The 26122-nt window shown below is 43.7% G+C and carries 26 protein-coding genes; 19 read left to right on the forward strand and 7 right to left on the reverse strand.

The genetic code is table 11. The annotated features are described in order from the left end of the window. The first annotated feature begins 114 nt into the window (after positions 1-114). On the forward strand, positions 115-1242 hold the full coding sequence (locus K7B07_RS13940; RefSeq protein WP_223710598.1) for a glycosyltransferase family 4 protein: 1128 nt from the start codon (positions 115-117) through the stop codon (positions 1240-1242). Positions 1243-1255: 13 nt separating this feature from the next. On the opposite strand, the gene K7B07_RS13945 is transcribed toward K7B07_RS13940, so the two are convergent. Next, complete coding sequence (locus tag K7B07_RS13945; protein WP_223710600.1) at positions 1256-2392, reverse strand: glycosyltransferase family 4 protein; 1137 nt, start codon at positions 2390-2392, stop codon at positions 1256-1258. Between the two features lie 204 nt (positions 2393-2596). Between K7B07_RS13945 and K7B07_RS13950 the strand changes: the two genes are divergently transcribed. After that, on the forward strand, positions 2597-3745 hold the full coding sequence (locus tag K7B07_RS13950; protein WP_223710602.1) for an acyltransferase family protein: 1149 nt from the start codon (positions 2597-2599) through the stop codon (positions 3743-3745). Between the two features lie 50 nt (positions 3746-3795). Continuing rightward, on the forward strand, positions 3796-5229 hold the full coding sequence (locus K7B07_RS13955) for a right-handed parallel beta-helix repeat-containing protein (RefSeq protein WP_223710603.1): 1434 nt from the start codon (positions 3796-3798) through the stop codon (positions 5227-5229). On the opposite strand, the gene K7B07_RS13960 is transcribed toward K7B07_RS13955, so the two are convergent. Then, complete coding sequence (locus K7B07_RS13960; RefSeq protein ID WP_223710605.1) at positions 5222-6589, reverse strand: hypothetical protein; 1368 nt, start codon at positions 6587-6589, stop codon at positions 5222-5224. The genes K7B07_RS13955 and K7B07_RS13960 overlap by 8 nt on opposite strands. 181 nt (positions 6590-6770) lie before the next feature. Here K7B07_RS13960 and K7B07_RS13965 point away from each other — a divergent pair, with 181 nt between their 5' ends. The 4 genes from K7B07_RS13965 to K7B07_RS13980 all read left to right on the forward strand — a co-directional run bounded on the left by K7B07_RS13965 (position 6771) and on the right by K7B07_RS13980 (position 10499). Further along, positions 6771-7724: a UDP-glucuronic acid decarboxylase family protein gene (locus K7B07_RS13965; RefSeq protein ID WP_223710607.1), complete on the forward strand. Its 954-nt coding sequence runs from the start codon at positions 6771-6773 to the stop codon at positions 7722-7724. 292 nt (positions 7725-8016) lie between these two features. Beyond that, positions 8017-9096 carry a glycosyltransferase gene (locus tag K7B07_RS13970; protein WP_223710608.1) on the forward strand — a complete coding sequence of 360 codons (1080 nt, stop codon included), beginning with the start codon at positions 8017-8019 and terminating at the stop codon, positions 9094-9096. A gap of 78 nt (positions 9097-9174) precedes the next feature. After that, positions 9175-9876 (forward strand): tyrosine-protein phosphatase, encoded by a 702-nt coding sequence (locus K7B07_RS13975; protein WP_223710610.1) that lies wholly within the window; start codon positions 9175-9177, stop codon positions 9874-9876. Between the two features lie 122 nt (positions 9877-9998). Next, entirely contained in the window at positions 9999-10499 is a 501-nt protein-coding gene (locus K7B07_RS13980; RefSeq protein ID WP_223710612.1) for an RNA polymerase sigma factor, read from the forward strand. A 39-nt stretch (positions 10500-10538) separates the two neighbouring features. Here K7B07_RS13980 and K7B07_RS13985 read toward each other — a convergent pair whose 3' ends face one another. Beyond that, on the reverse strand, positions 10539-11180 hold the full coding sequence (locus tag K7B07_RS13985; protein ID WP_223710614.1) for an MBL fold metallo-hydrolase: 642 nt from the start codon (positions 11178-11180) through the stop codon (positions 10539-10541). A 160-nt stretch (positions 11181-11340) separates the two neighbouring features. On the opposite strand from K7B07_RS13985, the gene K7B07_RS13990 reads away from it, so the two are divergent. Next, a complete protein-coding gene (locus K7B07_RS13990; protein ID WP_223710615.1) occupies positions 11341-13806 on the forward strand; it encodes a DUF5686 family protein in 2466 nt (821 codons plus the stop codon). A gap of 6 nt (positions 13807-13812) precedes the next feature. Here K7B07_RS13990 and rpiA read toward each other — a convergent pair whose 3' ends face one another. Next, positions 13813-14493 (reverse strand): ribose-5-phosphate isomerase RpiA, encoded by a 681-nt coding sequence (gene rpiA / locus K7B07_RS13995; protein ID WP_223710617.1) that lies wholly within the window; start codon positions 14491-14493, stop codon positions 13813-13815. A gap of 16 nt (positions 14494-14509) precedes the next feature. Then, positions 14510-15706: an aspartate aminotransferase family protein gene (locus K7B07_RS14000; RefSeq protein ID WP_223710619.1), complete on the reverse strand. Its 1197-nt coding sequence runs from the start codon at positions 15704-15706 to the stop codon at positions 14510-14512. A gap of 75 nt (positions 15707-15781) precedes the next feature. Between K7B07_RS14000 and K7B07_RS14005 the strand changes: the two genes are divergently transcribed. The 4 genes from K7B07_RS14005 to K7B07_RS14020 all read left to right on the forward strand — a co-directional run bounded on the left by K7B07_RS14005 (position 15782) and on the right by K7B07_RS14020 (position 20374). Beyond that, a complete protein-coding gene (locus tag K7B07_RS14005; RefSeq protein ID WP_223710620.1) occupies positions 15782-17194 on the forward strand; it encodes a cobalamin-dependent protein in 1413 nt (470 codons plus the stop codon). Positions 17195-17245: 51 nt separating this feature from the next. Next, positions 17246-19219 (forward strand): methylmalonyl-CoA mutase family protein, encoded by a 1974-nt coding sequence (locus tag K7B07_RS14010; protein WP_223710622.1) that lies wholly within the window; start codon positions 17246-17248, stop codon positions 19217-19219. Between the two features lie 43 nt (positions 19220-19262). Then, positions 19263-19721: a hypothetical protein gene (locus K7B07_RS14015; protein WP_223710624.1), complete on the forward strand. Its 459-nt coding sequence runs from the start codon at positions 19263-19265 to the stop codon at positions 19719-19721. 182 nt (positions 19722-19903) lie between these two features. Next, positions 19904-20374 (forward strand): hypothetical protein, encoded by a 471-nt coding sequence (locus tag K7B07_RS14020; protein ID WP_223710625.1) that lies wholly within the window; start codon positions 19904-19906, stop codon positions 20372-20374. Positions 20375-20485: 111 nt separating this feature from the next. Here K7B07_RS14020 and K7B07_RS14025 read toward each other — a convergent pair whose 3' ends face one another. Further along, on the reverse strand, positions 20486-20980 hold the full coding sequence (locus tag K7B07_RS14025) for a metallophosphoesterase family protein (RefSeq protein WP_223710626.1): 495 nt from the start codon (positions 20978-20980) through the stop codon (positions 20486-20488). Between the two features lie 77 nt (positions 20981-21057). Beyond that, positions 21058-21648 carry an outer membrane beta-barrel protein gene (locus tag K7B07_RS14030; protein ID WP_223710628.1) on the reverse strand — a complete coding sequence of 197 codons (591 nt, stop codon included), beginning with the start codon at positions 21646-21648 and terminating at the stop codon, positions 21058-21060. A gap of 434 nt (positions 21649-22082) precedes the next feature. Between K7B07_RS14030 and K7B07_RS14035 the strand changes: the two genes are divergently transcribed. The 7 genes from K7B07_RS14035 (at position 22083) to K7B07_RS14065 (ending at position 25961) form a co-directional block, all read left to right on the forward strand. Then, the gene (locus tag K7B07_RS14035; RefSeq protein WP_223710629.1) at positions 22083-22478 is read left to right on the forward strand and encodes a hypothetical protein; all 396 of its coding nucleotides are present in this window, start codon (positions 22083-22085) and stop codon (positions 22476-22478) included. Between the two features lie 116 nt (positions 22479-22594). After that, positions 22595-22813: a translation initiation factor IF-1 gene (gene infA, locus K7B07_RS14040; RefSeq protein WP_223710630.1), complete on the forward strand. Its 219-nt coding sequence runs from the start codon at positions 22595-22597 to the stop codon at positions 22811-22813. A 27-nt stretch (positions 22814-22840) separates the two neighbouring features. Continuing rightward, positions 22841-22957 (forward strand): type B 50S ribosomal protein L36, encoded by a 117-nt coding sequence (gene ykgO, locus K7B07_RS14045; protein WP_071597075.1) that lies wholly within the window; start codon positions 22841-22843, stop codon positions 22955-22957. Between the two features lie 82 nt (positions 22958-23039). Further along, positions 23040-23420, forward strand: a complete 381-nt coding sequence (gene rpsM / locus K7B07_RS14050) for a 30S ribosomal protein S13 (protein WP_223710632.1) — start codon at positions 23040-23042, stop codon at positions 23418-23420. A 190-nt stretch (positions 23421-23610) separates the two neighbouring features. Continuing rightward, the gene (rpsK, locus tag K7B07_RS14055) at positions 23611-24012 is read left to right on the forward strand and encodes a 30S ribosomal protein S11 (protein WP_223710634.1); all 402 of its coding nucleotides are present in this window, start codon (positions 23611-23613) and stop codon (positions 24010-24012) included. Positions 24013-24248: 236 nt separating this feature from the next. Beyond that, positions 24249-24854: a 30S ribosomal protein S4 gene (rpsD, locus tag K7B07_RS14060; RefSeq protein WP_223710636.1), complete on the forward strand. Its 606-nt coding sequence runs from the start codon at positions 24249-24251 to the stop codon at positions 24852-24854. A 105-nt stretch (positions 24855-24959) separates the two neighbouring features. Continuing rightward, the gene (locus tag K7B07_RS14065; protein WP_223710637.1) at positions 24960-25961 is read left to right on the forward strand and encodes a DNA-directed RNA polymerase subunit alpha; all 1002 of its coding nucleotides are present in this window, start codon (positions 24960-24962) and stop codon (positions 25959-25961) included. The last annotated feature ends 161 nt before the right edge of the window (positions 25962-26122 follow it).

Genomic DNA, 26122 nt, shown 5'->3' on the forward strand with positions numbered 1-26122 from the left:
TGAAAGTACTGTTTATCATTGCTTGTCAAATGGAAGCATCTGGGATTTAATACGTTTGATAGTTTTCATATTTGGGGCGGTAATATATTAGTTCAAAAAGTTTTCGACCAGAAGATGGAAAATAATAAGAAAAAACGCAGGGTTCTCCACATTTTATACGGAGGATTGGGAGGACATGCAAGCGTTTTCTTTTCAATAGTAAAAAGCGATGTTAGCAGCGAATTTCAAAGTATAGCATTATTTTATGGAGTTGAAGAAGTTAGATCCGATTATCTGAAACGATGCGATTTAATGAATATTCCCTATAAAGTCCACCAGAAGAAAAAGGGAATTGATCTTAGGTACTATTTTTCTGTTTTTCATAGCCTTGTTAAATTAAAACCCGATGTTATTTTTCTACACAGCGCCTCATTAATTCTTCCTGTTACTTTATACCGCCTGATTCACAAACGAACCATAATAATAACCAGAGATACACAGGCCCATCATTTAAAGAGAAAATCAGAATGGTTATTTTTTAGAATGGCACTACGTGTTACAGACCATTTTGTTTTCTTAACAAAAGATTCACTGGACGGCGCGAAAGCCTATTTTAAAAAGGCTGATCGCCTTTTTAAAAAGGCAACAATCATTCCTAATGGTGTTGATACCGACATATATGCCCCTCATAAGCAAGAAATACATTTACGATCTATTACGATTGGGATGCAGAGCCGGTTGCAAAAGATCAAAGATCATCCTACTTTGTTGAGGGCTTTTGCATTGGTTAAAACGAAAATACCGGAGAAGGATTTTAAATTGAGAATTGCTGGTGACGGTTCAACATTGGAGGAATTGCAAAACCTGGCAAAAGCATTGGGCATAGGATCAGATGTTGAGTTTTGCGGAATGTTGAATGAAGAAGCATTGGTAAAGTTTATGGACAGTCTGGATATTTACGTGCATGCTACACATGGCGAAACAATGAGCAATTCGATCATGCAGGCGCTGGCATGTGGGTTACCTACGGTTGGTGCGGATGTATGGGGAGTGAACAATATGATTCATCCATATGTTACAGGATTGTTGTTTCCTCGGGAGGATGCGACGGCCCTGAGCCAAAAAATCATAGAGCTTGTTTTAAATAATACCCTTCGGGTTCAATTATCAACAGAAGCCAGAAACTATGCAATAGCACACTATTCGCTTAACAGGTTATTTAATGACTATCGACCTTTATTTGGATCGAATAAAAAGCAGTAACGTTAACGTGCTCTCAATTCACTTCATTTTTTAGTAATAACTTGTAACAACTCAAAGTTTCGTTAGCATTTTTAGTCCAGGAAAATCTATCCAAATTAAGTCTTAATTGATCTCCATAGTTTTCTTTCACGGTCTTATCCATCAGAAGGATCTCAATTTTTTTGGCAATATCATGTGTGTTTAAAGGATCAAAGTAAAGAACGCTATCACCACATATTTCAGGTATACAGGAAGCATTGGAGACTGTAGACACTGTGCCAAGTGCTGCGGCCTCTAATGGTGGAAAGCCAAAGCCTTCATAAATTGATGGGAAAGCAAATAGTTCGGCGTGCTTATACAGCCATTTTAAGTCTGAAAAAGATACGAAGTCGGTGTAAATAATATTTTTATTCTGATTTATTAATTTAATAACCTTTACGTAATTGTGTTGCCGCTTTCCAACTATCACAAGCTTCAAGTCTGCCAGCTGATTATTTGTTTTTAACAGCATATTAAATGCTCTTATTAAGTTAATATAATTTTTTCTGGGTTCTATATGTCCAACGGATAATATATATCTGTTGCTGATCAGCCCTGAAAGTAAATCGGAAGGGCTCGTGTTATCATTGTCTCGAAAATCATCAAAATTTATCGCTTCGTGAATTACTTTGACTTTTTTATCGTCAATTTTATAAAAGTAAAGTAGCTCATCTTTGGTAAATTGAGATATTGCAATTATTTTATTTGCTCTCTCGATTGATTTTTTTACTTTATACTTTAAAAATAAATATCTAAGCGGTGAATAAGTTTTCGGGTAGCGTTCAAATCGCATATCATGAACAGTTAATATGGTTTTCGCATGTTTTAGTTTGGGGGAATGAAAAAAGGGAGAATGAAACACGTCAAACTGCTCATCTTTTTCTTCCTTTAACCAAAATTTATTTTCCGTTATACTTCTTTTTATCTTACTATTTGATGCAAATGGAGTTGCTTTGAATTTCCATCTTTGGGGCAATTTCTCAGTACCATACTTGAAATAATCTTTTGCCAAATAAATAATATAATCATTAGTTACATCTACTTGTTCCAGATGTGTAATGAGGTTGTATATATATGTCCCTATTCCTCCGGTACGAGGTCCATAAAAACTAGCATTTATTGCTATTTTCATTTTGTAAATATCTTTAGTCGTAAAAAAGGTTACTAAAATTGCAAGGTAGTCTTTATAGCATCAAAAATGAAAAAATATTTTTTAGTGATATTTATAAGCTGTTATTTCACATATAAATAATTAAAGGTTTCGTATAATTGGCTTTTTAAAGCTCAATAGGTAGAATATGAAAATTGGCGTAACTATTTAAATTCAATTTTTGGGATGAGATCAACTAATATTGTTGAAAATAGAAATATACAGACTATCCAGGTGTTAAGAGCTATTGCAAGTCTTTTAGTTGTTTTACTGCATGTGACTGAAACTGTCAGGCAGATCTTTGGATTTCAGTTTTTCGGAGGAATTTTTCGATTCGGGGGAGCAGGTGTCGACATCTTTTTTGTTATTAGTGGATTTATAATAGCGTATACCTCGGTGCACCATATAGAGACGCCTGGCGCATTGCCGGTATTTTTATCAAAGCGGTTTATCCGGATTTTTCCTACTTATTGGATAATCATCTCTGGTTTTTTGATGATGCAATTATTATTGCCAGGTTTTTACAGGACACTCTATAGTTTTGATATTAAGAACATTCTGGGTACTTTTTTATTATTGCCGGATCACACGATGGTTAATGGGGTAAGCTGGACACTGACTTATGAATTGTTTTTTTATGTCTTGTTTGCCCTGGTGTTTTTAATAAGAAGTAAAAATGTTCTGATTTTTTTAATGATGGGATATGTTTTGATTTTGACGCTGGTTTCTATATGGGGATCATCGGAAGGGAATAGGGGGGGCTGGAGTGGGGTGGTATTATTCCCCATGAATATTGAATTTTTTATGGGTGTAAGTATCGCATTAATATATAAAAGGATATTCCAAAGAAGATCAGTCCTCCTTATATGGGCTGGAAGTGTGCTGTTTTTTGCAGGAGCAATACTTGATATTTATAAGGTGTCTCTTTCGGACAGTGCTTTGCAACGGGTGATTTATTTTGGGGTACCAGCCTTTTTCCTGGTTTGGGGATGTGTTGCGTTTGAGCAAAGACGATCTGTAAACATCAGCAAAACGTGGATACTTCTAGGAGATGCCTCTTATTCTTTATACTTGCTGCATTTACCCTTTGTGGCTGCTTTGGCAAAAATATTATTCAGAAAGGGAGTGGATAGTAGTTTTATTGTTCATAACTGCTATTTATTGCTTATTGCTGCTATTTGTATCATAAGTATTGTTTTTTTTAAATATATAGAAAAGCCCGTAATTAAAATATTGAATAAAAATGTCCAAAATAAACTGTCTATGTCTCGAGGCAGGTGGTATGCGGAAAAGAAAGTAAATATAGATGAAAGACATGCTGGAGAAAAAGGCTGACAACAAAACAGCTAATGATTTTATGCTTTAAAAGAAACAACCGGTTAGATATGAAAATATATACATCAGTTCTTATCGCATGTATCATTTTGCAGGTAAATAGTGTTACAACAAAGGGCCAGGCATTTGTAGAAAAGAGTATTAAAGAATTCGGGGCAAAAGGAAATGGAAAAGTAAGTGATCATGAAGCATTTAAAAAAGCCCTGGCTTTTTTTGACAAGAGACATGGAAATGGCAAATTGATTATTCCGAATGGCACATATCGGATAGGACGCCAGGTATATAATTTTGGCGCCAAGAAGAAAAACTTGTATTCTCCTGATGATGTTGTGCAAATAACCGGATTTGAAAACTTCACAATAGAGGGGCAGGGACAATCTATATTGATTTATGAGTCTGGATTAAAGTTTGGGTCTTTTGAATCACAAACAAAAAAATTAGAGGTCAAAAGAAACTTTTTTGATCGTACAAAAGCGGCATTTCCCGGCTACTGTATCCGCATTGAAAATTCCAAGAATGTTCTTATTCAGAATATTCAACTGGATGGGAATCTGAAAAGTATGAATATCGGAGGTGGATATGGGGATGTGGGCATCCAGTTGCCTTATACCGGGATCTACATATTGAATTCAGTATCGGTTAGAATTAAGAATACCTATGTACATCATTTTGGACAGGACGGTATTACCATTTCCAATGCAAATAAAGTACCGGATAATATTCAGTTAAGTGAGTCAAAATTTGAGTATAATGCACGCCAGGGTCTTTCCTGGATTGCAGGCAATGGGCTGTCTGTTTATAAATGTGTGTTTGGAAATACGGGGGAGGGCGGTCTTTTTTCGCCGCCGGGAGCCGGAATTGATATTGAACCTGAAAGGGGAAGTGTCAGAAATGGAAAGTTTGAGTTCTGTGAATTTTCGAATAATAAAGGGTGCGGTGTGGTTGCTGACCGTGGTGATAGCAAAAACATGACTTTTAGCAATTGTGTTTTTAATGTAAAAGATAATTGGGCCATTTGGGTTACTGCGCCGGATTATAATTTTTTGAATTGTAGGATATACGGACCGGTTGTACACGGATACCGGGCAACGAATGACAATGATGCTACAAAATTCATTAAATGTTATTTTGAGGATATTGCAGGAAAAGGTAATACTGTCAGTAAGTTTATGATTGAGACCAATTATGCCTCCCGGATATTGATTAAGGATTGTGAATTTTCGATCAATTATAAAAGACCGTTCTGGTTTGTCTCGCAATATAAGATAGCCGATAGCATGAATAAATTAGTAAACAACAAATTTTATTTGAAAAATCCTGGAAATCCCAATAAGAACTTTATGGGGTTAGTGCTTGGCGCAACGTTAAAGGGAAATATTGTATTTATCCCGAAAATAAGATCAGCGGATGAAGTCTACGTAAAGGGACTTTTTAATCATCCTCAAAATATAAACCTGGGTGGAAATCAGATAATCATTAAATAAACCGTTTGCCGGTTGATTTTAGAAATCTTAAATTGTTTTTTTGATACATGATGCCCAAGAAAATTGCATAAAAAGGGGTGCAGGGGATTTTATAACGGGATAGCGTACCAAAATTGCCCGTACTGACACCGACAGCAAACGCAAATATCAGCACAAAAATCAGGCAAAATTGAAGGGTGGGGTCAGAAGCAATTGTTCTGAATATTCTTTTTATACCAACCACAAATAAAAGCTTGATTGTTAGGAATAAGAATAATGCAGATTCAATAGCAGCTATGAGGATGATTACTTTTTTCCCCTCCCAAAGGTAAGGCCGAAAAAGTGTTACGTTTACAGCCAAAGGAAATTTGATAAACATATCAGCAACCCCATTCATTTGACCTAAATCGTAAGTAGAACCTTCATCTCCTGTTGAATACGTAATCCAGTTTCGGGTTCTCATAGCTGTTTCCTCAATATTGTCAAGCGAATAGCGTCCCAGTGAATCTTCACCTAAGAACGTCATCGTATAATACGAACCAATAATTGCTATAGTAAAAACGGTAAGTTTAAGAAGGAATTTGCCGGCTTTATTTTTCATTTGGTCAGTATAAACTGAAAGCACCCAAAAAAGCAAAGCGGGCGTAAATGCCAGTAAAATGTACATTTTTACTCGTGCTACGAGTACAAGGCTAATTGTTGTTAAAATAATATTGGTTAACTTGAAATTTCGTTGTATCAACATTTGAAATACTCCAAACGTTAACCAGCCAAGCCCGAAGATACAAATGGTATCCTTAAAGATACCAGACCCCCAAACGGCCACACTAGGAATAAATAGTGTAGCAATAGCAATAGGTTTAATAAACAAAGGGTAGATGTTTGCGAAAGTTCGAAATAACGCCCAAACTCCTGTAAAGGAGAGTGCTGCAAATAGTACCGCGGTAGGTAAATAGGTATTGCCTGTAAATAAGCTCAATAGAGCTGTTATAGAGGCTGCCGAATAGGTGGATGTCGCAGATGTGTCACTGCCATACCAAATCATTTGTGAGATATAGTTATAATAGCCGATAGTTGTTTGGTTCGGGATGTGTAAAATCAAATTAATCCATTTTATAACAGAGTCATTTAACGAACTGTTAATAATCTTAGCATGATGAAAATACCCCATCGTATCGCCTCCTCCTCCATAATAATATTCATAAATCAGCCCAATAAACAGTGCTCCACAAATTTTAACTGTGAAGGCGGGAATAAAATATGACCGATAAGGATGTCCAGAGTGATAATGTTTATTGCGATAGCGTATGGCAATCGCATAAACAAATGCTAACACAAATGGAAGAATCGCATAATCCAGCAGTGTTATATTTTGCATCATTACAGTGGGTGATTTTAGAGGTAAAATTAATGTATTCTGTCGTCATCTATAAAAGGTTCCTGGGATATTTCAAAACTCGCTGCGGAAAAAACGATACGGCTAGGCTATTTAACCTTCTTTCACGGAATGGCCGCTTTTTAGTAGTGTTGCTTTATTTACTTTTATGTGGTTAATTTTGGCTATGGAAAAACGCGTTTTGATTACCGGTGCTGCAGGATTTCTGGGCTCACATCTTTGCGATAAGTTTATAGCAGACGGATGTCATGTTATTGCAATGGATAACCTGATTACGGGAACTTTAAAGAATCTCGAGCATTTGCTTCCCAATGCCGCTTTCGAGTTTTATCATCATGATGTAACCAAATACATTCATATTCCCGGCCAGCTGGATTATATTCTCCATTTTGCTTCACCGGCGAGTCCTGTTGATTACTTAAAGATCCCGATACAGACATTGAAAGTGGGCGCTATGGGGACACACAATTGTCTGGGGCTGGCTAAGGATAAAAAGGCTCGTATTCTCGTGGCTTCCACCAGCGAAGTATACGGTGATCCATTAGTACATCCACAGAATGAGGAATACTGGGGCAACGTAAATCCTGTCGGACCGCGCGGTGTATATGATGAAGCGAAGCGGTATATGGAATCGCTGACAATGGCGTATCATAATTTTCACGGAGTGGATACACGTATTGTTCGAATCTTTAACACTTACGGTCCAAGAATGCGCTTGAACGACGGCCGGGCCCTGCCGGCCTTTATTGGTCAGGCACTAAAGGGGGAGGACCTTACCGTATTCGGCGACGGAACACAAACACGCAGTTTTTGTTTTGTATCGGATCTGATAGAAGGTGTTTATAAGTTATTGCTGAGTGATTACTGTCTTCCGGTTAATATTGGCAATCCTGATGAGGTTTCATTGCTGACATTTGCAAATGAAATATTACATTTAACCGGAAATAAGGTTAAAATTGCTTACCTGCCCTTACCTGTCGATGATCCCAGAAAGCGGCAGCCTGATATTACCAAAGCCAGGAATCTTCTGAACTGGGAGCCTGTTGTATCAAGAGAGGAAGGGTTGAAGAGAACCTATGAATATTTCAAACACTTGTATTCTGAAAAAGGATGGTCCTGATGTAAAAGGACAACAAATTCTATTTTGAGTAATGCCTTTTATGTATCCCTTTAATTTGCAGTATATTTTCAATAAAAGTTTCTTACCTTGTGCGGCAAACCAGCTGGTTAATCGGAACAGGGTAAAGGTATACATTATGAGAGTCATTCCTGTTTTGTTTGAAAAAGCGTAAATCTGTTATGGAATGCCTAGAATACTCCGAATCCACAACCGACTGATAACGGGAGGTCCGGTTTTTAACGTGCTTAATCTGACTAAATTTCTGGAACCGGATTTTGAAACACTTCTGATTGTGGGCGAGAAAGAATACCATGAGCAGGATGCCGGGTTCCTGGCGGAGAAAATGGGCATTAAGCCACTGCTGGTACCTGAAATGGGACGCTCCATTCATCCCTGGAAGGACTACCGCGCCTACCATAAGATCACTGAAATAATCAAACAGTTTAAACCGGACATTGTCCATACCCATGCTGCAAAACCGGGAACAGTGGGCCGCCTGGCAGCGCATCATATGAAAGTTCCCGTAGTAGTACATACCTTTCACGGACATGTGTTCCATTCTTACTTTAATAAACCGAAAACCCAGGTGTTCCTGAATATCGAGCGGTACCTGGCGCGGAAAAGCACTGCCCTGATTGCGATCAGCCAGGAACAAAAAGAGGAGCTTGTAGGGCAGTACCGCGTGGCTAAGGAAAATAAATTTCATATCATTCCACTGGGCTTCCAGCTGGAACGTTTTATGGAAGACAACGCACAAAAACGGAAAGCCTTCCGCGAAGAGTTCGGACTGGCCGATGATGAAATAGCGATCGGCATTACGGGCCGGCTGGTCCCTGTTAAAAATCATGACCTTTTCCTGGAGGCACTGGCTTATGTGCTTGCCAATACCACCAAAAAAGTAAAAGCTTTTATTGTGGGAGACGGTACCTCAAATCCGCATATTCAGGCCAGGGCAGTGGCGCTGAATATTCCCTATTGCCTGAGCGGCGAGCCGTTGCAGGACCGTCCACTGATCTTTACCTCCTGGAGGTCGGATATCGACGTGGTGAATGCAGGGCTGGATATTGCCTGTCTTACCTCACTGAATGAGGGTACCCCGGTAAGCCTGATAGAAGCGCAGGCGGCAGGTAGACCGGTCGTCTCAACCGATGTGGGGGGCGTAAAGGACGCTATTATCGAACACGAAACAGGATTCCTGGCACCGATCAACAACAAACAACTGCTGTTTGACCACCTGCTGACACTTATAAACGACGATACGTTGAGAAACCGTATGGGAAAACAGGGTGCCGGTTTTGCGGCTGAGCGGTTTGGTGTGCGGCGGCTGGCTTCCGATTTCAGAAATCTCTATTATTCTTTATTGCAAAAATAGCCTGCAGGGTTATTTATCTTTGCCAGAATTTATCAGTTTATGTTTAGCCTTTTTTCAAAAAAACACAGGAAAGTAAAAATGGATTACTCCCTGGTGAAGACGGATATGCACTCGCACCTGCTTCCGGGAATTGATGACGGCGCTCCTGATCTTGAAACATCGATAGCGCTGATCCGGGGCTACCAGGAACTGGGATACACCAGATTGATCACAACCCCTCACATACTTTGGGACCTGTACAAGAACACCCCGGAAATTATTTCCGGTAAACTGGATCAGCTGCGGATGGCATTGAAAGAAAACCAGGTGGATATAGAGATCGATGCGGCTGCCGAATACTTCCTGGATGAACATGTACTGGAACTGCTGCGCAAAAAAGAACGGCTGCTGACGATCCGGGATAACCTCGTGTTAACCGAATTTTCTACGATGCACCGTTCCATGTCCATGAAAGATATTCTTTTTGAGGTGCAAATGGCTGGTTATCAACCCATATTGGCGCATCCCGAGCGGTATATCTATCTCTATAAAAACTGGGATCTCTTTCAGGAGATCCGGGATAATGGTGTACTCTTCCAGCTGAACCTGCTCTCCATAACTGGGGGATACGGATCGCGGGTACGGGAGATCGCACAATACCTGCTGGAGCATGATTTTTATTCATTTGTGGGAACGGATCTGCATCATGAAGGTCATATGGAACGCCTGAAAAGCCTGGAAATACCCATTAAACTTCATGAATTACTGACAAGCGGACGCCTGCTAAATGACAGTTTATAATCAGGGATCCTGCCGGGATGTCAGCACCGGAGAAACGGTAAACTTTTTGTTATAATTGGACCGGCGGCATTGCGCTTATCACGTAATGCATTAATTTAGACAAATTTCAAAAAGGCGGGTTTATGGCAAATAAAGAATTTAATGAACTGTTGGTGGACAATGCTGATTTCCTGAAACCCTTTGCAGTTAATCTTACAAAGAATTCAGAATCAGCCAATGACCTTTACCAGGAAACCTTGTATAAAGCACTGGCCAACTCAGAAAAGTACAACTCCGGAACCAATATCAAAGCCTGGCTTTTTACGATCATGCGGAATATCTTTATCAATGATTACCGCAGAAATGTAAAACGCAAGACCATTCTGGACAGTACACCGGAAGACTACCTGATCAATATGAGCCAGGTATCGGTTGTAAATACGGCAGAAAGCTCCCTGAGGGAAAAGGAGATCAATACAGCAATTGAAGGATTACCCGAGACATTTAAAATACCCTTCCGGCTTTATTTTGAAGGATATAAATATCAGGAAATAGCGGAATATCTTAAAGAGCCGTTGGGAACCATCAAAAGCAGGATCCACTTTGCCCGCAAATTGCTGAAAGAACAGATCCGCCGGTATTAACCGGTTCTATATACAGTATTCCACCCCTTTTTCCCGGATTTATTCCTGGATAAAGGGGTTGTTCTTTTTTTCAAACCCGATACTCGTCCCCGGTCCGTGGCCGGAATATACCTTGGTTGTATCCGGCAGCGTATATAATTTGGTCCGGATCGATTGTTCCAATGTATCAAAATTTCCGCCGGGCAGGTCCGTGCGCCCGATGCTTCCGCTGAAAAGTGTGTCCCCGCTGATAACAATACCGCTGTCCTTGTTGTAAAAAGAAAGACTGGCGGGCGAATGACCCGGCGTAAAAAGTAAACTGATGCTATCATCTCCCAGGGTTATCGTATCCGCTTCATCCAGAAATACCAGCGCGCCGGTAAAAGGAGCCAGGGAGAACCCATACATCTCAGCTACCTGCGGACCGGATTGTAGCACGACCTGTTCCCCTTTATGGATGTGTAGCGGAAGTTTCCAGGTATCGTGTACAAACTGGTTGCCCAGGATATGATCAATATGACAATGCGTATTCAGCAGGTAAACCGGTTGCAGTTTTTTCTCGTCAATAAACCGGACAAACTGATCCCGCTCCGTTTCATCAGAAAACCCGGGGTCGATAATAAGGGCTTTTCCGGTCTCATTGTAAAGGATATAGGTATTTTCCTGAAAAGGGTTGAAGACAAAACGATGGATGTGTAACATAATCAATCTTTAGTTTATTTTTAGGCTGTGAAAATGAAACTGGTCTTAAAATGAGTTATTTAAATTCCAACGATCAACCCCGGGTGGTCAGGCTGGTCGTATCAATACAAACAAATATACGCATGAACATAACTGAATGTTTTGAAAAACCCCTGAAGGTATGAGAATGCTGCGATGGGCTTTTTGTTGTGGGTTGATCTTGTTGTCCGGTGTCGTTGTTTGGGGACAAAACAGTATTTCCGGCGTGGTAAGGGACCGGCACAGCGAAGAGTTGGTTCCGTTCGTTTCCTTCCAGTTTAAAAATACAAATGCCGGTTTTATTGCAGACTCGGCGGGGAATTTCCATTTTGAAGCCGACAACTGGCCTTCGGATAGCCTGGAAATATCAACCGTAGGGTATGAATCAAAAACGATGGCAGTGGGCAGTCTGAAAAAAGGAATGTTCATTTACCTGGAACCAAGAACATATGACGATGGTGTGGTGGTACGGGCAAAAGTGGATATGGGCCTCTGGCTTTGGAAAAATATCGTAAAGCATAAACCACAGAATGACCGTTTCCGGCGGTTTGATAATTTTTATTATGAATTATACAATAAGCTGGAAATGGACCTGAAGAACATCAAAAGCATCCAGAAGATTGCCAATATAAAGCCCTTCCGGCCGATGAATGAACTGATCAAAAAAAACCTGGACAGTTCGGAAGGCGTTAAAGTATTACCAACCTACCTGACCGAATCGATCTCGGACTATTATTTTCAGAAAAAACCCCTGCGCCGGCGGGAGGAAATAAAAGGCGTCAACACCAACGGTATAAAGAACGAAAGCATGGTGAAATTCCTGGGAGGAATGGACCAGGTGATCAATATTTACAATGATTTTATCAATGTCTTCAATAAAGAATTTATCAGCCCTGTAAGCAGCAATGGTGATTTTTATTATAAATACAATTTGAGCGATACCCAGCGGATCGGGGGAATCAAATATTATCACCTGGTATTTACACCGCGGCGTCAGGGTATGAATACATTTGAGGGCGACTGCTGGGTGGAAGGGGGCAGTTTTGCCGTACAAAAAATGAACCTCCGGCTTGACAAAAAAGCGGACATCAATTTCCTGGAACGTCTCAGCCTGATACAGGAATATAAAAAGATCAATGACAGCACCTGGTTCATCGCAAAAGATAAGCTGGTGGTCGATTTCTCTCCTTTTAGTAACCGCGTGCCGGGGATCATCGGTCGCAAAACAAGCACCTACCAGCATGTGCTGGTAAATGATACCATAGTACGGAACCGGTTGCTGCAAAATAAGCTGCAGGAGGAAATAATCATTAAAGCGGGTTCTGGACAAAAGGACCGCATGTACTGGGACAGTGCGCGGCATGAAGGGCTCACCGCAACGGAAATGGGGATCATTAAAATGATGGACACTATTGTAAATGCTGCTCCTTTCCGGAAGATCACCAAGCAGGTTGGGTTTCTGGCCACAGGCTATATCAACATCGGTAACGTTGAACTCGGATCGGCCTATAACTGGTTTACCGGTAATGCGTGGGAAGGGTTCCGGACACGGTTTGATATAGCGAGTAACAAACATTTTAATAAAAAATTCCGGTGGCACACCTACCTGGCATATGGATTTGGCGATAAAAAACTAAAAGGGGAAGGAGAATTGTTCTACCTGCCTAAAAAGGATCCCCGGCAATACTGGTATCTCGGGTATAAAAAGGATCTTGACTTCGGGCAGGTTTATTTCGGGGAGATCACTTCGGATAATATTTTTGCCTTTGCGATAAGGAAACCCAATATTCCGCTGAAGTTTATCAGCCTGGAAAAATGGCAGTTTGAATTTTTCAATGAGACCCGCGGCGGCTTTTCTACCTTGCTGGGCCTGAATTCCCGTACCTATACGCCTTTAAAGAACCTGGTGCCGGCCGATTCATTCGGTACCGGCACTCATCCGCTGCGGGCAACAGAAGTTTCGCTGCGGCTCCGGTATGCTTTCCAGGAAAAATTTATTGAATCCCATTTTTACAGAAGCAGCCTCGGCAGTCCTTACCCCATTGTGGAAGCCACTCTTTCAAAAGGCGTTTCAGGATTGCTGGGCGGGCGGTATAATTACACAAAGATCCAGGGAAGTGTATCCGATAATATAAAAACGCCGCCGTTCGGCATCATCTCCTACCAGGCTTACGGAGGTAAAACTTTTGGCACATTGCCTTATACGTTTTTAAATGTGGCGCCGGGTAATGAGCTTTATTATTACAACAAATATGCGTTCAATATGATGAACCGCTATGAGTTTATTCATGACCAGTTCCTGGGCATCAATTTTGAGCACAATATAGGCAATGGCATCTTCAAGGCGATCCCGGCGCTTAAGTTCCGGCAGTTCTATACCGTCAAGGCCCTTTGGGGATCGCTTTCAGCGGAGAACAAGGCATTGAATTTTAAAGAAGGCCATAATTTCCAGTCGCTGGACGGCAAGACCTACCTGGAAGTGGGAACGGGGATCGATAATATCCTTCATTTCCTGCGCGTGGATTTTATCTGGCGCCTGCTGCCAAATGACCCGCTTAAGACTACCGAACGGTTTGGCGTGTTCGGCAGTATCCGGCTGAACCTTTGACCGGTGCTATTTTTTTGCGGCCTCGTAGATCTCCAGGGCATCTCCTTTGCCGCAGATGACCATTGCAGCCAGGTCTATAAACAGACCATGTTCTACAATCCCGGTGATATGATCCAGCTCCTTTGCCAATGCGGCCGGGGCGTTGATCAGTCCGAAGTCGACATCAAGAATAAAATTACCCTGGTCTGTCTGAAATGCGTTCCCGTTTTTATGGCGCAATGTGGCATTGCCTTTGAGTAAATGCAGCCGTTTTGTTACCGCATTCACCGCAAAGGGGATTACTTCTATCGGAACTTTAAAAGCCCCTAATTGTTCCACCTCTTTGGAACCATCCGCGATGATGATCTGGGTGGTTGTAATGGACGCTACAATTTTTTCACGCAGCAGCGCACCACCGCCGCCTTTGATCAGTTGCAGGTCGCGGGTGAATTCGTCTGCCCCGTCAATGGTAATATCGATCTGCTGAACAGTATTAATGTCTGCCAGCGGGATCTGCCATTCTATTGCCAGCTGCCGGGTTGCCTCCGATGTGGGAATGGCCTGTATCTGCAAGCCCTCCCGAACCATTTTACCTATTTCACAAATGGCAAAATAGGCGGTGGAACCCGTTCCCAGTCCAACAATTTGCCCGCCCGTTACAAAGGATACGGCCTTTAATGCCGCATTGATTTTTTCCTGGTCGTTCATTTTTTATAAGGTCCTTTTAAAGATGTATTTGATCCAGCACGCTGTTAATGATCCGGCATGCCTTGTTTATTTCTTCGCTGGTGATGGTCAGCGGCGGACAGATACGGAAGCAGGATGCAGCAAATAAGAACCAGTCGGTAAACACGCCGGTTCCCTCATGTTGCAATAACCGGTCAATGACCTTTTTATTGGTTTCAAAGGAGTCAAATTCCACGGCCATCCACAAGCCAAAGGAGCGGATGCTCTTTATCGACGGATGCCGCAGCAGCGAAAGAAAAAGTTGTTCCTTTTGGGATACGCTTTGCGGAAGCGACTCATTCAGTAATACCTGCAGTGCCGCCTGCCCGGCAGCACAGGAAACAGGATGCCCGCCAAAAGTAGTGATATGCCCCAGTACAGGGTTGTCGGCCAGGGTTATCATAATATCCCGGTTACTTACGAACGCACCCAGCGGCATACCGCCGCCCAGGGCCTTGCCTAAAAGCAGGATATCAGGTACAATACCAAAATGTTCAAAACCCCAAAGTTTCCCGGTACGGCCAAAACCGGCCTGTATCTCATCCAGGACCAGCAATGTGCGGGTTTCCGTGCATCGTTTTCTTACGGCCTGCAGCCAGTGCGGATCCGGGGCAATAACACCTCCCTCCGCCTGTATGGTTTCCAGGATCACACAGGCTGTCGAATCATCGATCTGATCCAGCCAGCTGTAACTGTTATAGTCGATGTGCAGGATATCCGGCAACAGCGGGCGATAGGCATTGCGCCAGTATTCATCCCCGATGATGCTTAAAGCTCCTTGTGTGGATCCATGGTAAGAATTTTTTGCAGCAATGATCCGGGTGCGCCCGGTATAGCGCTTCGCCAGTTTCATAGCGCCCTCTACTGCCTCTGCCCCCGAGTTGGTAAAATAAACGGAGTTCAATGTGTCCGGAAGGTGATCCGTAAGGAGCCGGGCATATTGTACCTGCGGGCTCTGGATCACCTCCCCATACACCATTACATGCAGGTAACGGTCCAGTTGTTGATCGATCGCTTCGCGCACAGCCGGATGACCATGCCCGGTATTGGCAACACTGATGCCACCGATAAGATCTATATATTCTTTGTTATTTACATCGAAAAGATGGCAGCCCCGCGCACTGGAGATCTCTAAGGCCAGCGGTGCCAGGGAGGTCTGCCCTACATGTCTTAAAAAAAGTTCGCGCTGATTCATCGGTCTCAAAATTACACACTTAGGCAGGAAACAGCCTGTATTTTCCTATTTTTGCTAACAATTGTTCGGTGAAAAATGGAAAAGGATACATTACGGGTTGTAACAGCAGCATCATTATTCGACGGGCATGATGCCGCCATAAATATCATGCGCCGCATTTTGCAGTCGAAGGGTGTGGAAATTATCCACCTGGGTCATAACCGGGGAGTACAGGAAATTGTGGAATGTGCGATCGAAGAGGATGCGCATGCCATTGCCATCACCAGTTACCAGGGCGGGCACATCGAGTTCTTCAAATATATGAAAGACCTGCTGCAGGAGGCCGGATGCGGCCATATAAAGATCTTTGGCGGCGGCGGCGGCACCATCCTGCCACAGGAGATCGAAGAACTGCATGCATACGGCGCCACCAGGATCTACAGCCCGGATGACGGCAGGAGGCTGGGACTGGAAGGCATGATCGATGACCTCATCCGTATTGCGGCATCACCGGAATCCATGGCGGCGTTCAATAAAGCCTCGGATCTCTGGAACGGACAACCACCGCTGAAGGAGCAAAAGGAGATCCGTGCCATAGCGCGGGCCATAACACTTGCGGAAAGAGGGAACGGGAGCAGCGCAGATGCAGGGGATACGGACAAAACAGCAGGGGTGCCGGTATTGGGCATCACCGGTACCGGGGGCGCGGGGAAGTCGTCCGTTACAGACGAACTGGTACGCCGTTTCCTGAATCAGTATACCGATAAGACCATCGCGGTCATCTCTGTAGACCCCTCGCGGAAAAAAACGGGCGGGGCCTTGCTGGGCGACCGGATCCGTATGAATGCCATTGCCCATCCCCGGGCTTATATGCGTTCTATGGCTACGCGCGATGATCATGTGGCGCTGAGCAAGACCGTGCAGCACGCGCTGGATGTTTGCAGGAAGGCCGGGTTTGATCTGATCATCCTGGAAAGCGCCGGTGTGGGACAAAGCGATGCTTCCATTGTGGACCATGTGGATGTAAGCATGTATGTAATGACACCGGAATACGGCGCAGCCTCCCAGCTGGAGAAGATCAATATGCTGGATTATGCCGACCTGATCTGCATTAATAAATTTGATAAAGCCGGGGCGGCAGATGCGCTCATCGAAGTAAAAAAGCAATACCGCAGGAACCACCAGTTGTGGAATGCAGCGGATGAAGACCTGCCGGTAACCGGCACCGTTGCGGCTAAATTCAATGACCCGGGAGTGAATGAATTATTTTTGAAGGTCATCCAAACCCTGAATAAAAAATGCGGGACCGCTTTTGATGAAGCGCTTTCCTTTCAACATACGGTGCAGCTGGACCGGTCCGTTATTCCCGGGAAAAGGGTGCGCTACCTGTCTGAGATCGCTGATTCGATCCGCAGTTATAACGGCCGGGTAAACGATCAGGCGGGTATTGCAACAAAATTATACCAGCTGAAGGGCGTACTGGAATTATACGGGGATCAACAGCAATGATCAGGAACCGGCAAGGGCATCAGGCCGGTTGCCGGAGATAAATGAACATCAATGGAATCAAATTCTATCATAAAACAGGCACTTAAGGAACAATACGATCAGCTGCAGCAGCAACTGGAACCGGAGCTGCTGGAAATGCTGCAGCAATGGCCGGATCTGAAAGCGAAATACGATCAGGACGCGTTTGAATTTTCGGTAAGGGATAAGACGATCCGGCTTCCGCTGACCGGAACCTCTTTAAGCGGCACCATTATAAAAAAAATTGTTCTCCCCCGCTACAAAGACTGGGGCGATATTTTAAAATGGCAGCTTCAGGAAAACCTGCCCGGAAGATTTCCGTTTACCGCCGGTGTGTTCGACCTGAAGCGGGAAGGAGAGGACCCCACCCGGATGTTTGCCGGTGAGGGCAGCCCGGAACGTACCAACAAACGGTTTCATTATGTAAGTGCCGATGCTGCTGCAAAGCGCCTGAGTACGGCATTCGACAGCGTAACCCTGTATGGGGAAGACCCCGGACACCGTCCGGATATTTACGGGAAGATCGGCAACAGCGGTGTGAGCATTGCCACAGTAGATGATGCAAAAAAACTGTACAGCGGTTTCGATCTCTGTGATCCTGCCACTTCGGTATCCATGACCATCAATGGTCCGGCACCGATCCTGCTGGCCTTTTTTCTCAATGCAGCCATTGACCAGCAATGTGAAAAGTACATCACGGAACATCAGCTATGGGATCGGGTGGCGATCATCCGTAAGAAGAAATTTGAAAACGGACACAGTCCTCAATACCACAACCCGTTATTCCCCGGTGGTTTACCGGAAGGGAATAACGGACTGGGGCTGCAGCTGCTGGGACTGAGCGGGGATGAAGTGCTGGAAACGGGGCAATATGCGGCTATCAGGGCAGCTACACTCACAAAAGTAAGAGGCACGGTTCAGGCCGATATTTTAAAAGAAGACCAGGCACAGAATACCTGTATCTTTTCAACCGAGTTTGCGCTGAAGCTGATGGGGGATGTTCAGGAATATTTCATACAGAACAAGGTGCGTAATTTTTACAGCGTCAGCATCAGCGGTTATCATATTGCTGAAGCAGGGGCCAACCCGGTTACACAACTGGCATTTACACTGGCCAACGGGTTCACGTATGTGGAGTATTACCTGAGCCGGGGTATGCATATCGATGATTTTGCACCCAACCTGTCTTTCTTTTTCAGCAACGGTATGGATCCGGAATACAGTGTTATCGGCCGTGTGGCGCGCCGCATCTGGGCCAAGGCCATTAAAAATGTTTATAAAGGCAATGAACGGTCCCAGAAACTGAAATACCATATCCAGACATCAGGACGCAGCCTCCACGCACAGGAAATTGATTTTAACGATATCCGCACTACGTTGCAGGCGTTGTATGCGATCTATGATAACTGTAACTCGCTGCACACAAATGCCTACGACGAGGCCATTACAACACCCACCGAAGAAAGTGTACGCCGGGCCATGGCCATCCAGCTGATCATCAACCGGGAACTGGGAACGGTTAAAACGGAGAACTTTATACAGGGGAGTTTTGCCATCGAGGAACTGACAGACCTGGTGGAAGAGGCCGTACTGATGGAGTTTGACCGGATCAACGAGCGCGGTGGAGTACTGGGGGCGATGGAGCGGATGTACCAGCGTAATAAGATCCAGGAAGAAAGTCTTTATTATGAAATGAAAAAGAACGATGGCAGCCTGCCCCTGGTAGGCGTGAATACGTTTCTGAATAAACAGGGCAGCCCCACGGTAATGCCCGATGAGGTGATCCGGAGCGAAGTGGCGGAAAAGGAGCAGCAGATCCATAACCTGGAGCAGTTTCAGGATGCGAATAAAACAAAGAGCGCGGAATCAATTACCCGGCTGAAAGAGGCGGCTATATCCGGAGCGAATCTTTTTGATGTGCTGATGGATTGTGTGAAGACCTGTTCCCTGGGGCAGATTACTCATGCGCTGTACGAAGTTGGCGGGCAATACCGCCGGAATATGTGATATTTTCTTAATTTCGCCAGATTCAATATCTAAAACAAATAGTATGGAAACGGGTTTGCTACATCTGCATAGTTTTTTGCGCTGGGTAATTCTATTGTTATTGCTGGTTGCTATTTTTAAAAGCATCGGTGTGGGCAGCCGGCCGTTTACAAACGGCCATCGTAAGGCCGGGTTATTTTTGATGATTGCCGTTGATATCGAATTCCTGGTGGGAGTTATTCAATGGTTCACCGGGGCACATGGATTAAAGGTGATCCAGGCGCAGGGTATGTCCGCAGTTATGCAAAATGCCACATTACGGTTCTTTGCCGTAGAGCACATCACCATGATGCTGATCGCTGTGGTGCTGATCCATATTGGAAAATCGTTTGCCAAAAAGAATATTTCTGATCGAAAAAAACACCGGAAGACCGTACTGTTTTATGTACTGGCATTGATCATTATCCTTGCGGCAATTCCCTGGCCGTTCCGTGAAGTGGGACTGGGAAGAGGCTGGTTCTAGAAGATATTCCATAAAGACCTTATACCGGGTGGCTGTACAGCCACCTTTTTTTATGGATCAAAATACTGGTAAACCGGTATTTGCAGCAGCAGGCAGTGTGAATATTTTTGCTGCAGCTTATGAGGCAGGGCTGCCGAAAACTGCGGATAACAGAGTAGGCGTAAAATTATAAAACATAAACTATGAAAGTGTTTAAGATCTTGTTGTTTTCCGGCCTGTTGCTGACCTTATTGAATTCCTGTTCCAAGGATGATAAACCGGGACTTCCTTCAAATAATAACAAGGCAAAGCTGACCTTTACGGTGTCCAATACCTTTCACAAAGCTGAAGGAGATGATTTCGAAGTGAGCGTTGGCGCCGGTGACAAAAAGGGGAATTTTATAGACTGGATGGTGAACGGCGCAAAAAAAACAGGAACTGTTGTGCTAGTTGGTACGGATGATTTTAACGGAGGCAAGACCATCGTTATCGAATCCGCCAGCAACTTTTTCTCAGGAAATGTACATTTTGGCGGGTTTGAAGGTGCGGCTACACCCTTTACGGTAACATGGAAAATAGAGGTGAACGGCAGCACCATAGAGGAAGGCACACAGCGGGTGGTTAAAGATATGTCACCCTCATTTTCCAGGTCTTTTGAGCTGGGGGAAAGATAAGAACATCCGCAGGGCGGCTGGGATAACTGCTCTCCGTAGTTGTTTCTTTTGATTTCTTCATAAAACCGGGGCTGTATCATACCTGATACGGCCTCTTTTTTGTGCGGGCCGTCACCGGCCCTTCAGCTCGATCACTTCACAGTCGCGGATCGTATTCCCGTCGATGGCAAACCGGATCAGCGTACGCACTTTATGCCAGCCCTGTTTGCCTGCAGCGCCGGGGTTCATGTGCAGGCATTGCAGTGCATCGTCGTAGATGATCTTGAGTATATGCGAATGACCGCTGATAAAAAGTAACGGCCGCTCTTTTAAAAGCAATGGTTTGGTCTCTTTATTATATTTCGGGGGATAACCACCGATATGGCGGATCATCACCTTCACCCCTTCACAGGTAAATACCAGTGTTTCTGGAAATTCGGACCGGATGTCCTGTCCGTCGATATTGCCATAAACGCCCCGGAGCGTTTTAAAGGCTGCGAGTTGTTCCGCCAGTTCCTTAGAGCCAAAATCACCGGCATGCCACAGTTCGTCGCAGTCCTTAAAATAATTAAATACCGCGTCGTCTAAAAAACCATGTGTATCAGAAAGCAGGCCGATCCGTTTCAATCTTTTTATTTAAAAATAGGCATAAAAAAACAGTCCGGCAACTACCGGACTGTTTATCATTGATGCTGCAGCATCAATTAGAAGTTCTTGGAAATACCAATGTTAACTGTCTTACCAAAGTTGAACTTGAAATTGTTCTCACCGTGATCAGCGTCTTTAACTTTCATGGTATTGAATTCAACACCACCAAAGTCAAAGTTCAGGCCAAAGCCGTTTTTAACATTGATGAAAACAGCAGGGAACAACCGTGCATAACCACCATTCGCCTTAAGCGTTGTAGAAGTGGTAGTGTTGTTGTCTGTGATCTCTGTTTTTTTGTTCAGACCCTGGTAACCACCTTCCAGCTGACCGAAGATGGAGAAGATGTCAGAGATAGGCTGTGTGTAACGAACAAACGGTCCTACTCTGAAAGCCGTAGCTTTTTCAACTTCATCACTTCCTTTCGGGTCTTCTTTGGCGAAGCCAACACCACCTGTCACACCAACAGTCCAGTTATCATTGAACTGATAACCTACGAACGGAGCGATGTTGAAAGAAGTTGTTTTTGTTTCTTCTGCGTCTTTGTTGGTTTCAACACCAACATTACCACCCACTAAAACAGTTCCACTTTGTGCATTTGCGCCTGCCACTACAGCCAGGGAGAAAATGCCTAATACAATTTTTTTCATTTGATCGAAGTTTTAATTCGCGGCCCCTGGTTCAATAAACATGCCAAATCATAATGAAAATTTAAAAAAAAATTAATGATCTCTTAATAACCCGCTGTCGGGTAACTATTGTACGAACGTATGTTAAATGGCCTGAAATGCAGCGTGCTAAAGGGTTTTGAAGAATATCGGTACAACAGGAAGTTTTTTTCCGGACAAAGTGGCTGTTCTTCCGGGCGGGGTGATGAAATAACAGGCACGCTGAAAGTTTGTCGGTTCTATAGGATGAACGGCCGGTTCACATTACCCGATACTATTATAATACGAACAGACAGCGCCGGGAAATAGGGTTACTGGTTGAGCCGGAAAAAAGTACTGCTCCGCCGGAGTATTTGTCATTATTTTGTCTATCTTAGGAAAGTAAAAGCCCATTGTTTGCATTAAATTAAATTCATATGAAATTACATGAACTGAAACCAGGAGACTGGGTGGTTGTTAATGATGATGGCGTATCGCGCGAGGGATCGGTCGTTCGCGTGAGCAATGAGGAACGCGAGGTTTGTGTGGATAACGGTATCCAGGAATTCTGGTACCCGCTTGACCAGGTACAGCCGATCCCCCTGAATGAGGCCCAATTGATGCGGCTGGGCTTTGAAAAAATGGACAATAACACCACGGACGGGGTCAAGTACGGAAAGGGACCCTTCCGGGTGCTGGTGCCAGCGGCGGACAATTTTTCAAGAAGTGAGGTATGGTACCGGGAAGACCGTCGCCATTTTGACCGTCCGCTTACCGTGAGTGAGCTGCAAAATATTCATTTACAAATGACTAAAGTGCCGCTCGTGCATTAATTTTTACTGGTTTTGCACCTCCGGGGGCCAGATGATACAGCTTTATTCTGAAATTTAGGCAGAATAAGGCTTTTTTATTATAAAATATTACCTATCTTTGCAGCCCTAAAATTTGTATGTCAAAACAACCTTTAATAAAACAAGACGGAGTCATCCTGGAAGCCCTGTCTAATGCGATGTTCAGGGTAAAGCTGGAAAACGGCCACGAGGTTTTGGCAACAATTTCCGGTAAGATGCGGATGCATTACATTCGTATTCTGCCCGGAGATAAGGTGGGATTGGAAATGTCTCCTTATGATTTGACCAGGGGCAGGATAAATTTCCGCTATAAATAATTGGCTAAAAACCTTAAATTAAAAAAGATGAGAGTAAGAGCATCCATTAAAAAACGCAGCGCCGACTGTAAAATTGTACGTCGCAAAGGGAAGCTTTATGTTATTAACAAAAAGAATCCCCGTTTTAAACAAAGACAAGGATAAAATATTTTAAAAAACAAAAATCAAAATACAAGAACCAATTGACAATTGTTATTTGTTTCTTGAAATTTAAATTCAACAAAATATGGCACGTATTGCCGGCGTAGATTTACCAAAGAACAAAAGGGGCGAAATTGGCCTGACCTATATTTATGGCATTGGCCCTTCTACAGCAAAATATATTCTGGATAAGAATAGCATTGATCGCAGTAAAAAAGTGAACGAGTGGAATGATGATGAGTTGAATGCGATCCGTTCTACCATAACCGAAGAGCTGAAAGTGGAAGGACAGCTGAGAAGCGAAGTGCAAATGAATATCAAGCGCCTGCTGGATATCGCCTGCTATCGCGGACTGCGTCACAGAAAAGGGCTTCCGGTGCGTGGACAGCGTACTAAAACCAACAGCCGTACACGTAAAGGAAAACGTAAGACCGTTGCGGGTAAGAAAAAAGCCGCTAAGAAATAATTAGCACTCAGCTTTTAGTGGTCAGTTATCAGTATTTGCTGATTACCGGCGACTAAAAGCTGACCGCTTTTATAATATGCACTATTAACTACCGGTTTTACTTCGGATACGCGGTGCACGTGGAGGGTTGAACCGGGTCTCGTTTTATCAACGGGATATTTTTTTAAAAGAATACCTCAGTTTTTCAATCATGGCAAAAGCACAAAACAGCGCAAAAGCCGCTGCAAAAAAGAGAATTGTAAAGGTAGACGCTTACGGCGATGCCCACATCTCTGCAACATTTAACAACATCATCATCAGCCTGACCAACAAGACCGGCCAGGTGATTTCCTGGAGCAGCGCCGGTAAAATGGGCTTCCGCGGTTCCAAGAAGAACACACCGTATGCCGCTCAGACAGCTGCCGCAGACGCTGCTAAAGTAGCGCTGGATGCAGGCTTAAAAAGAGTGGATGTATTTGTAAAAGGACCGGGATCCGGCCGTGAAGGAGCGATCCGTTCCCTTTCCCAGTCCGGTATCGAGATCGTGATGATCAAGGACGTTACGCCTTTACCGCATAACGGATGTCGTCCTCCCAAGAAAAGAAGAGTATAAGGCCCTCCTAAATCCTCCCGGGGGAGGACTTTAACAGGCTGATTTATAAAAGTTCTTTACTATATAGCATTTGCTTTTAGAAGTGAATGCTGCCAAATTAGGTTTCACTCTCCTTCCCAAAGGGAAGGTTGGGATGGGCCGTTCATTTTATAAAAAGGGTACACAATTAATTTTTTCCAAAGCTTTTTACTGATTGTTGTACCGGTTTCTAAAAAAGCTTAAATGAAAGTATAATTATGGCACGTTACAATGGTCCTAAGACCAAAATCTCCCGTATTTTCGGAGAGCCTATTTTAGGTAATGGTAAATGGTTGGGTAAGAACAGTAACCCTCCCGGTATGCACGGTGAAAAGCGTAAGCGTAAAACCCTTGGTGAATACGCCTTACAGCTGCGTGAAAAACAAAAAGCCAAATACACCTATGGTGTACTGGAAAAACAATTCCGAAAAACATTTGAGGAAGCGAACCGCCGCAAGGGCATTACCGGTGAAAACCTTATTAAATTACTAGAAGCACGCTTGGACAACACCGTGTTCCGTATGGGTATCGCACCCAGCCGCCCTGCTGCACGCCAGCTGGTGAGCCACAAGCACATCGAGGTAAACGGCGAAGTAGTGAACATCCCTTCTTACCAGTTAAAGGCAGGTGATATCATCACCTTGAAAGAAGGCAGCAAGAACCGTTCTTCCATTACAAGCGTGATCCGTCCCAAAAACCCCAAATTCGGATGGATTGATTTCAATGAAACTGAAATCAAAGGTACTTTCATCACTTATCCTGAAAGGGAAAGCGTTCCTGAGAACATTAAGGAGCAACTGATTGTTGAATTGTACAGTAAGTAATAGTGAATAGCTACTGGTTAATAGCTGATGGAAATATGCTCCGACTGTTTCCGCTTCAGCGATTAACTTTTAGCGTTTTACCAATAACCATTATAATAAAGTAAAATGGCAATTTTAAATTTCCACCAGCCGGACAAGATTATTTTGCAAAAGGCTTCAGACTTTGAAGCTCAGTTTGAGTTTCGTCCATTAGAACCGGGCTATGGTGTTACCATCGGTAACGCATTGCGCCGCGTTTTATTAAGTTCGTTAGAGGGATATGCTATTGTGGGCATCAAGATAGAAGGTGTGGATCACGAATTCGCTACCATGAAAGGTATCAGTGAAGACGTGGTTGAGATCATCCTAAACTTAAAGCAGGTTCGCTTTAAGAAAATCGTTGATCATGAAGTGGCCAACGAAAAGATCTCCATTTCAGTAAAGAACCAGACAGAGTTTACCGCAGGAATGATCGCCGAAGGAACCCAATCGTTCCAGATCATGAACCCGGAACTGCTGATCTGCACCATGGATTCTTCTTCCAAGCTGGATGTTGAACTGACCATCGGTAAAGGCCGCGGTTATGTTCCGGCAGAAGACAACAAGGTAAAAGACGCACCGGTGGGCTATATTGCCATCGACTCCATCTTTACACCGATCAAGAATGTAAAATACAGCATCGAAAATACCCGTGTGGAACAACGTACGGACTATGAAAAGCTGCTGATGGAAGTGGTTACAGACGGCACCATTCATCCGGAAGAGGCCGTAAAACAGGCCAGCCGGATCCTGATCCAGCACCTGATGATCATTACGGATGAGAACATCACGTTTGATAATAAGGAAGAGAAGAAAGAGGATATGGTGGATGAGCAGACCCTGCAACTGCGCAAGGTGCTGAAAACCCCGCTGGAGGACCTGGATCTTTCCGTTCGGGCATTCAACTGTCTGAAAGCGGCCAAGATCAACTCCCTGAGCGAACTGGTTCAGTACGAGCAGGAAGACCTGATGAAGTTCCGGAACTTTGGTCAGAAATCCCTCTCTGAAATCGAGCAGGTGCTGATCGAAAGAGGCCTGGGCTTTGGCATGGACCTTCAGAAACTGGGAATCGATAAAGACGATTATTAAATAATTTGGTGATTTGAAAATTTGAGAATGTATTAATAGGTTAGCGTTGGAGCTACGGTTATAATATCTTCAGATTTTCAAATAACCAAATTTTCAAATTTGTATAGTAGGTTACAAATTCCTTGACACGGTGTAACCGAATTTTTTAACCAGGTATTGGG

The sequence above is a fragment of the Niabella beijingensis genome (genome assembly GCF_020034665.1).
Classification (GTDB): Bacteria; Bacteroidota; Bacteroidia; order Chitinophagales; family Chitinophagaceae; genus Niabella; species Niabella beijingensis.

What these genes read in the sequence shown, in the direction of transcription:
- ykgO (WP_071597075.1), top strand. Translation starts at nt 22,841, where the DNA reads ATGAGAGTAAGAGCATCCATTAAAAAACGCAGCGCCGACTGTAAAATT.
- K7B07_RS13945 (WP_223710600.1), bottom strand. Translation starts at nt 2,392, where the DNA reads ATGAAAATAGCAATAAATGCTAGTTTTTATGGACCTCGTACCGGAGGA.
- K7B07_RS13975 (WP_223710610.1), top strand. Translation starts at nt 9,175, where the DNA reads ATGGATTACTCCCTGGTGAAGACGGATATGCACTCGCACCTGCTTCCG.
- K7B07_RS14035 (WP_223710629.1), top strand. Translation starts at nt 22,083, where the DNA reads ATGAAATTACATGAACTGAAACCAGGAGACTGGGTGGTTGTTAATGAT.
- K7B07_RS14000 (WP_223710619.1), bottom strand. Translation starts at nt 15,706, where the DNA reads ATGAATCAGCGCGAACTTTTTTTAAGACATGTAGGGCAGACCTCCCTG.
- K7B07_RS13965 (WP_223710607.1), top strand. Translation starts at nt 6,771, where the DNA reads ATGGAAAAACGCGTTTTGATTACCGGTGCTGCAGGATTTCTGGGCTCA.
- K7B07_RS14010 (WP_223710622.1), top strand. Translation starts at nt 17,246, where the DNA reads ATGGAATCAAATTCTATCATAAAACAGGCACTTAAGGAACAATACGAT.
- K7B07_RS14030 (WP_223710628.1), bottom strand. Translation starts at nt 21,648, where the DNA reads ATGAAAAAAATTGTATTAGGCATTTTCTCCCTGGCTGTAGTGGCAGGC.
- K7B07_RS13940 (WP_223710598.1), top strand. Translation starts at nt 115, where the DNA reads ATGGAAAATAATAAGAAAAAACGCAGGGTTCTCCACATTTTATACGGA.
- K7B07_RS13960 (WP_223710605.1), bottom strand. Translation starts at nt 6,589, where the DNA reads ATGATGCAAAATATAACACTGCTGGATTATGCGATTCTTCCATTTGTG.
- K7B07_RS13950 (WP_223710602.1), top strand. Translation starts at nt 2,597, where the DNA reads ATGAGATCAACTAATATTGTTGAAAATAGAAATATACAGACTATCCAG.
- rpsM (WP_223710632.1), top strand. Translation starts at nt 23,040, where the DNA reads ATGGCACGTATTGCCGGCGTAGATTTACCAAAGAACAAAAGGGGCGAA.
- K7B07_RS13955 (WP_223710603.1), top strand. Translation starts at nt 3,796, where the DNA reads ATGAAAATATATACATCAGTTCTTATCGCATGTATCATTTTGCAGGTA.
- K7B07_RS13980 (WP_223710612.1), top strand. Translation starts at nt 9,999, where the DNA reads ATGGCAAATAAAGAATTTAATGAACTGTTGGTGGACAATGCTGATTTC.
- K7B07_RS13990 (WP_223710615.1), top strand. Translation starts at nt 11,341, where the DNA reads ATGAGAATGCTGCGATGGGCTTTTTGTTGTGGGTTGATCTTGTTGTCC.
- K7B07_RS14020 (WP_223710625.1), top strand. Translation starts at nt 19,904, where the DNA reads ATGAAAGTGTTTAAGATCTTGTTGTTTTCCGGCCTGTTGCTGACCTTA.
- rpsD (WP_223710636.1), top strand. Translation starts at nt 24,249, where the DNA reads ATGGCACGTTACAATGGTCCTAAGACCAAAATCTCCCGTATTTTCGGA.
- rpiA (WP_223710617.1), bottom strand. Translation starts at nt 14,493, where the DNA reads ATGAACGACCAGGAAAAAATCAATGCGGCATTAAAGGCCGTATCCTTT.
- K7B07_RS13985 (WP_223710614.1), bottom strand. Translation starts at nt 11,180, where the DNA reads ATGTTACACATCCATCGTTTTGTCTTCAACCCTTTTCAGGAAAATACC.
- K7B07_RS14065 (WP_223710637.1), top strand. Translation starts at nt 24,960, where the DNA reads ATGGCAATTTTAAATTTCCACCAGCCGGACAAGATTATTTTGCAAAAG.
- infA (WP_223710630.1), top strand. Translation starts at nt 22,595, where the DNA reads ATGTCAAAACAACCTTTAATAAAACAAGACGGAGTCATCCTGGAAGCC.
- K7B07_RS14005 (WP_223710620.1), top strand. Translation starts at nt 15,782, where the DNA reads ATGGAAAAGGATACATTACGGGTTGTAACAGCAGCATCATTATTCGAC.
- K7B07_RS14015 (WP_223710624.1), top strand. Translation starts at nt 19,263, where the DNA reads ATGGAAACGGGTTTGCTACATCTGCATAGTTTTTTGCGCTGGGTAATT.
- rpsK (WP_223710634.1), top strand. Translation starts at nt 23,611, where the DNA reads ATGGCAAAAGCACAAAACAGCGCAAAAGCCGCTGCAAAAAAGAGAATT.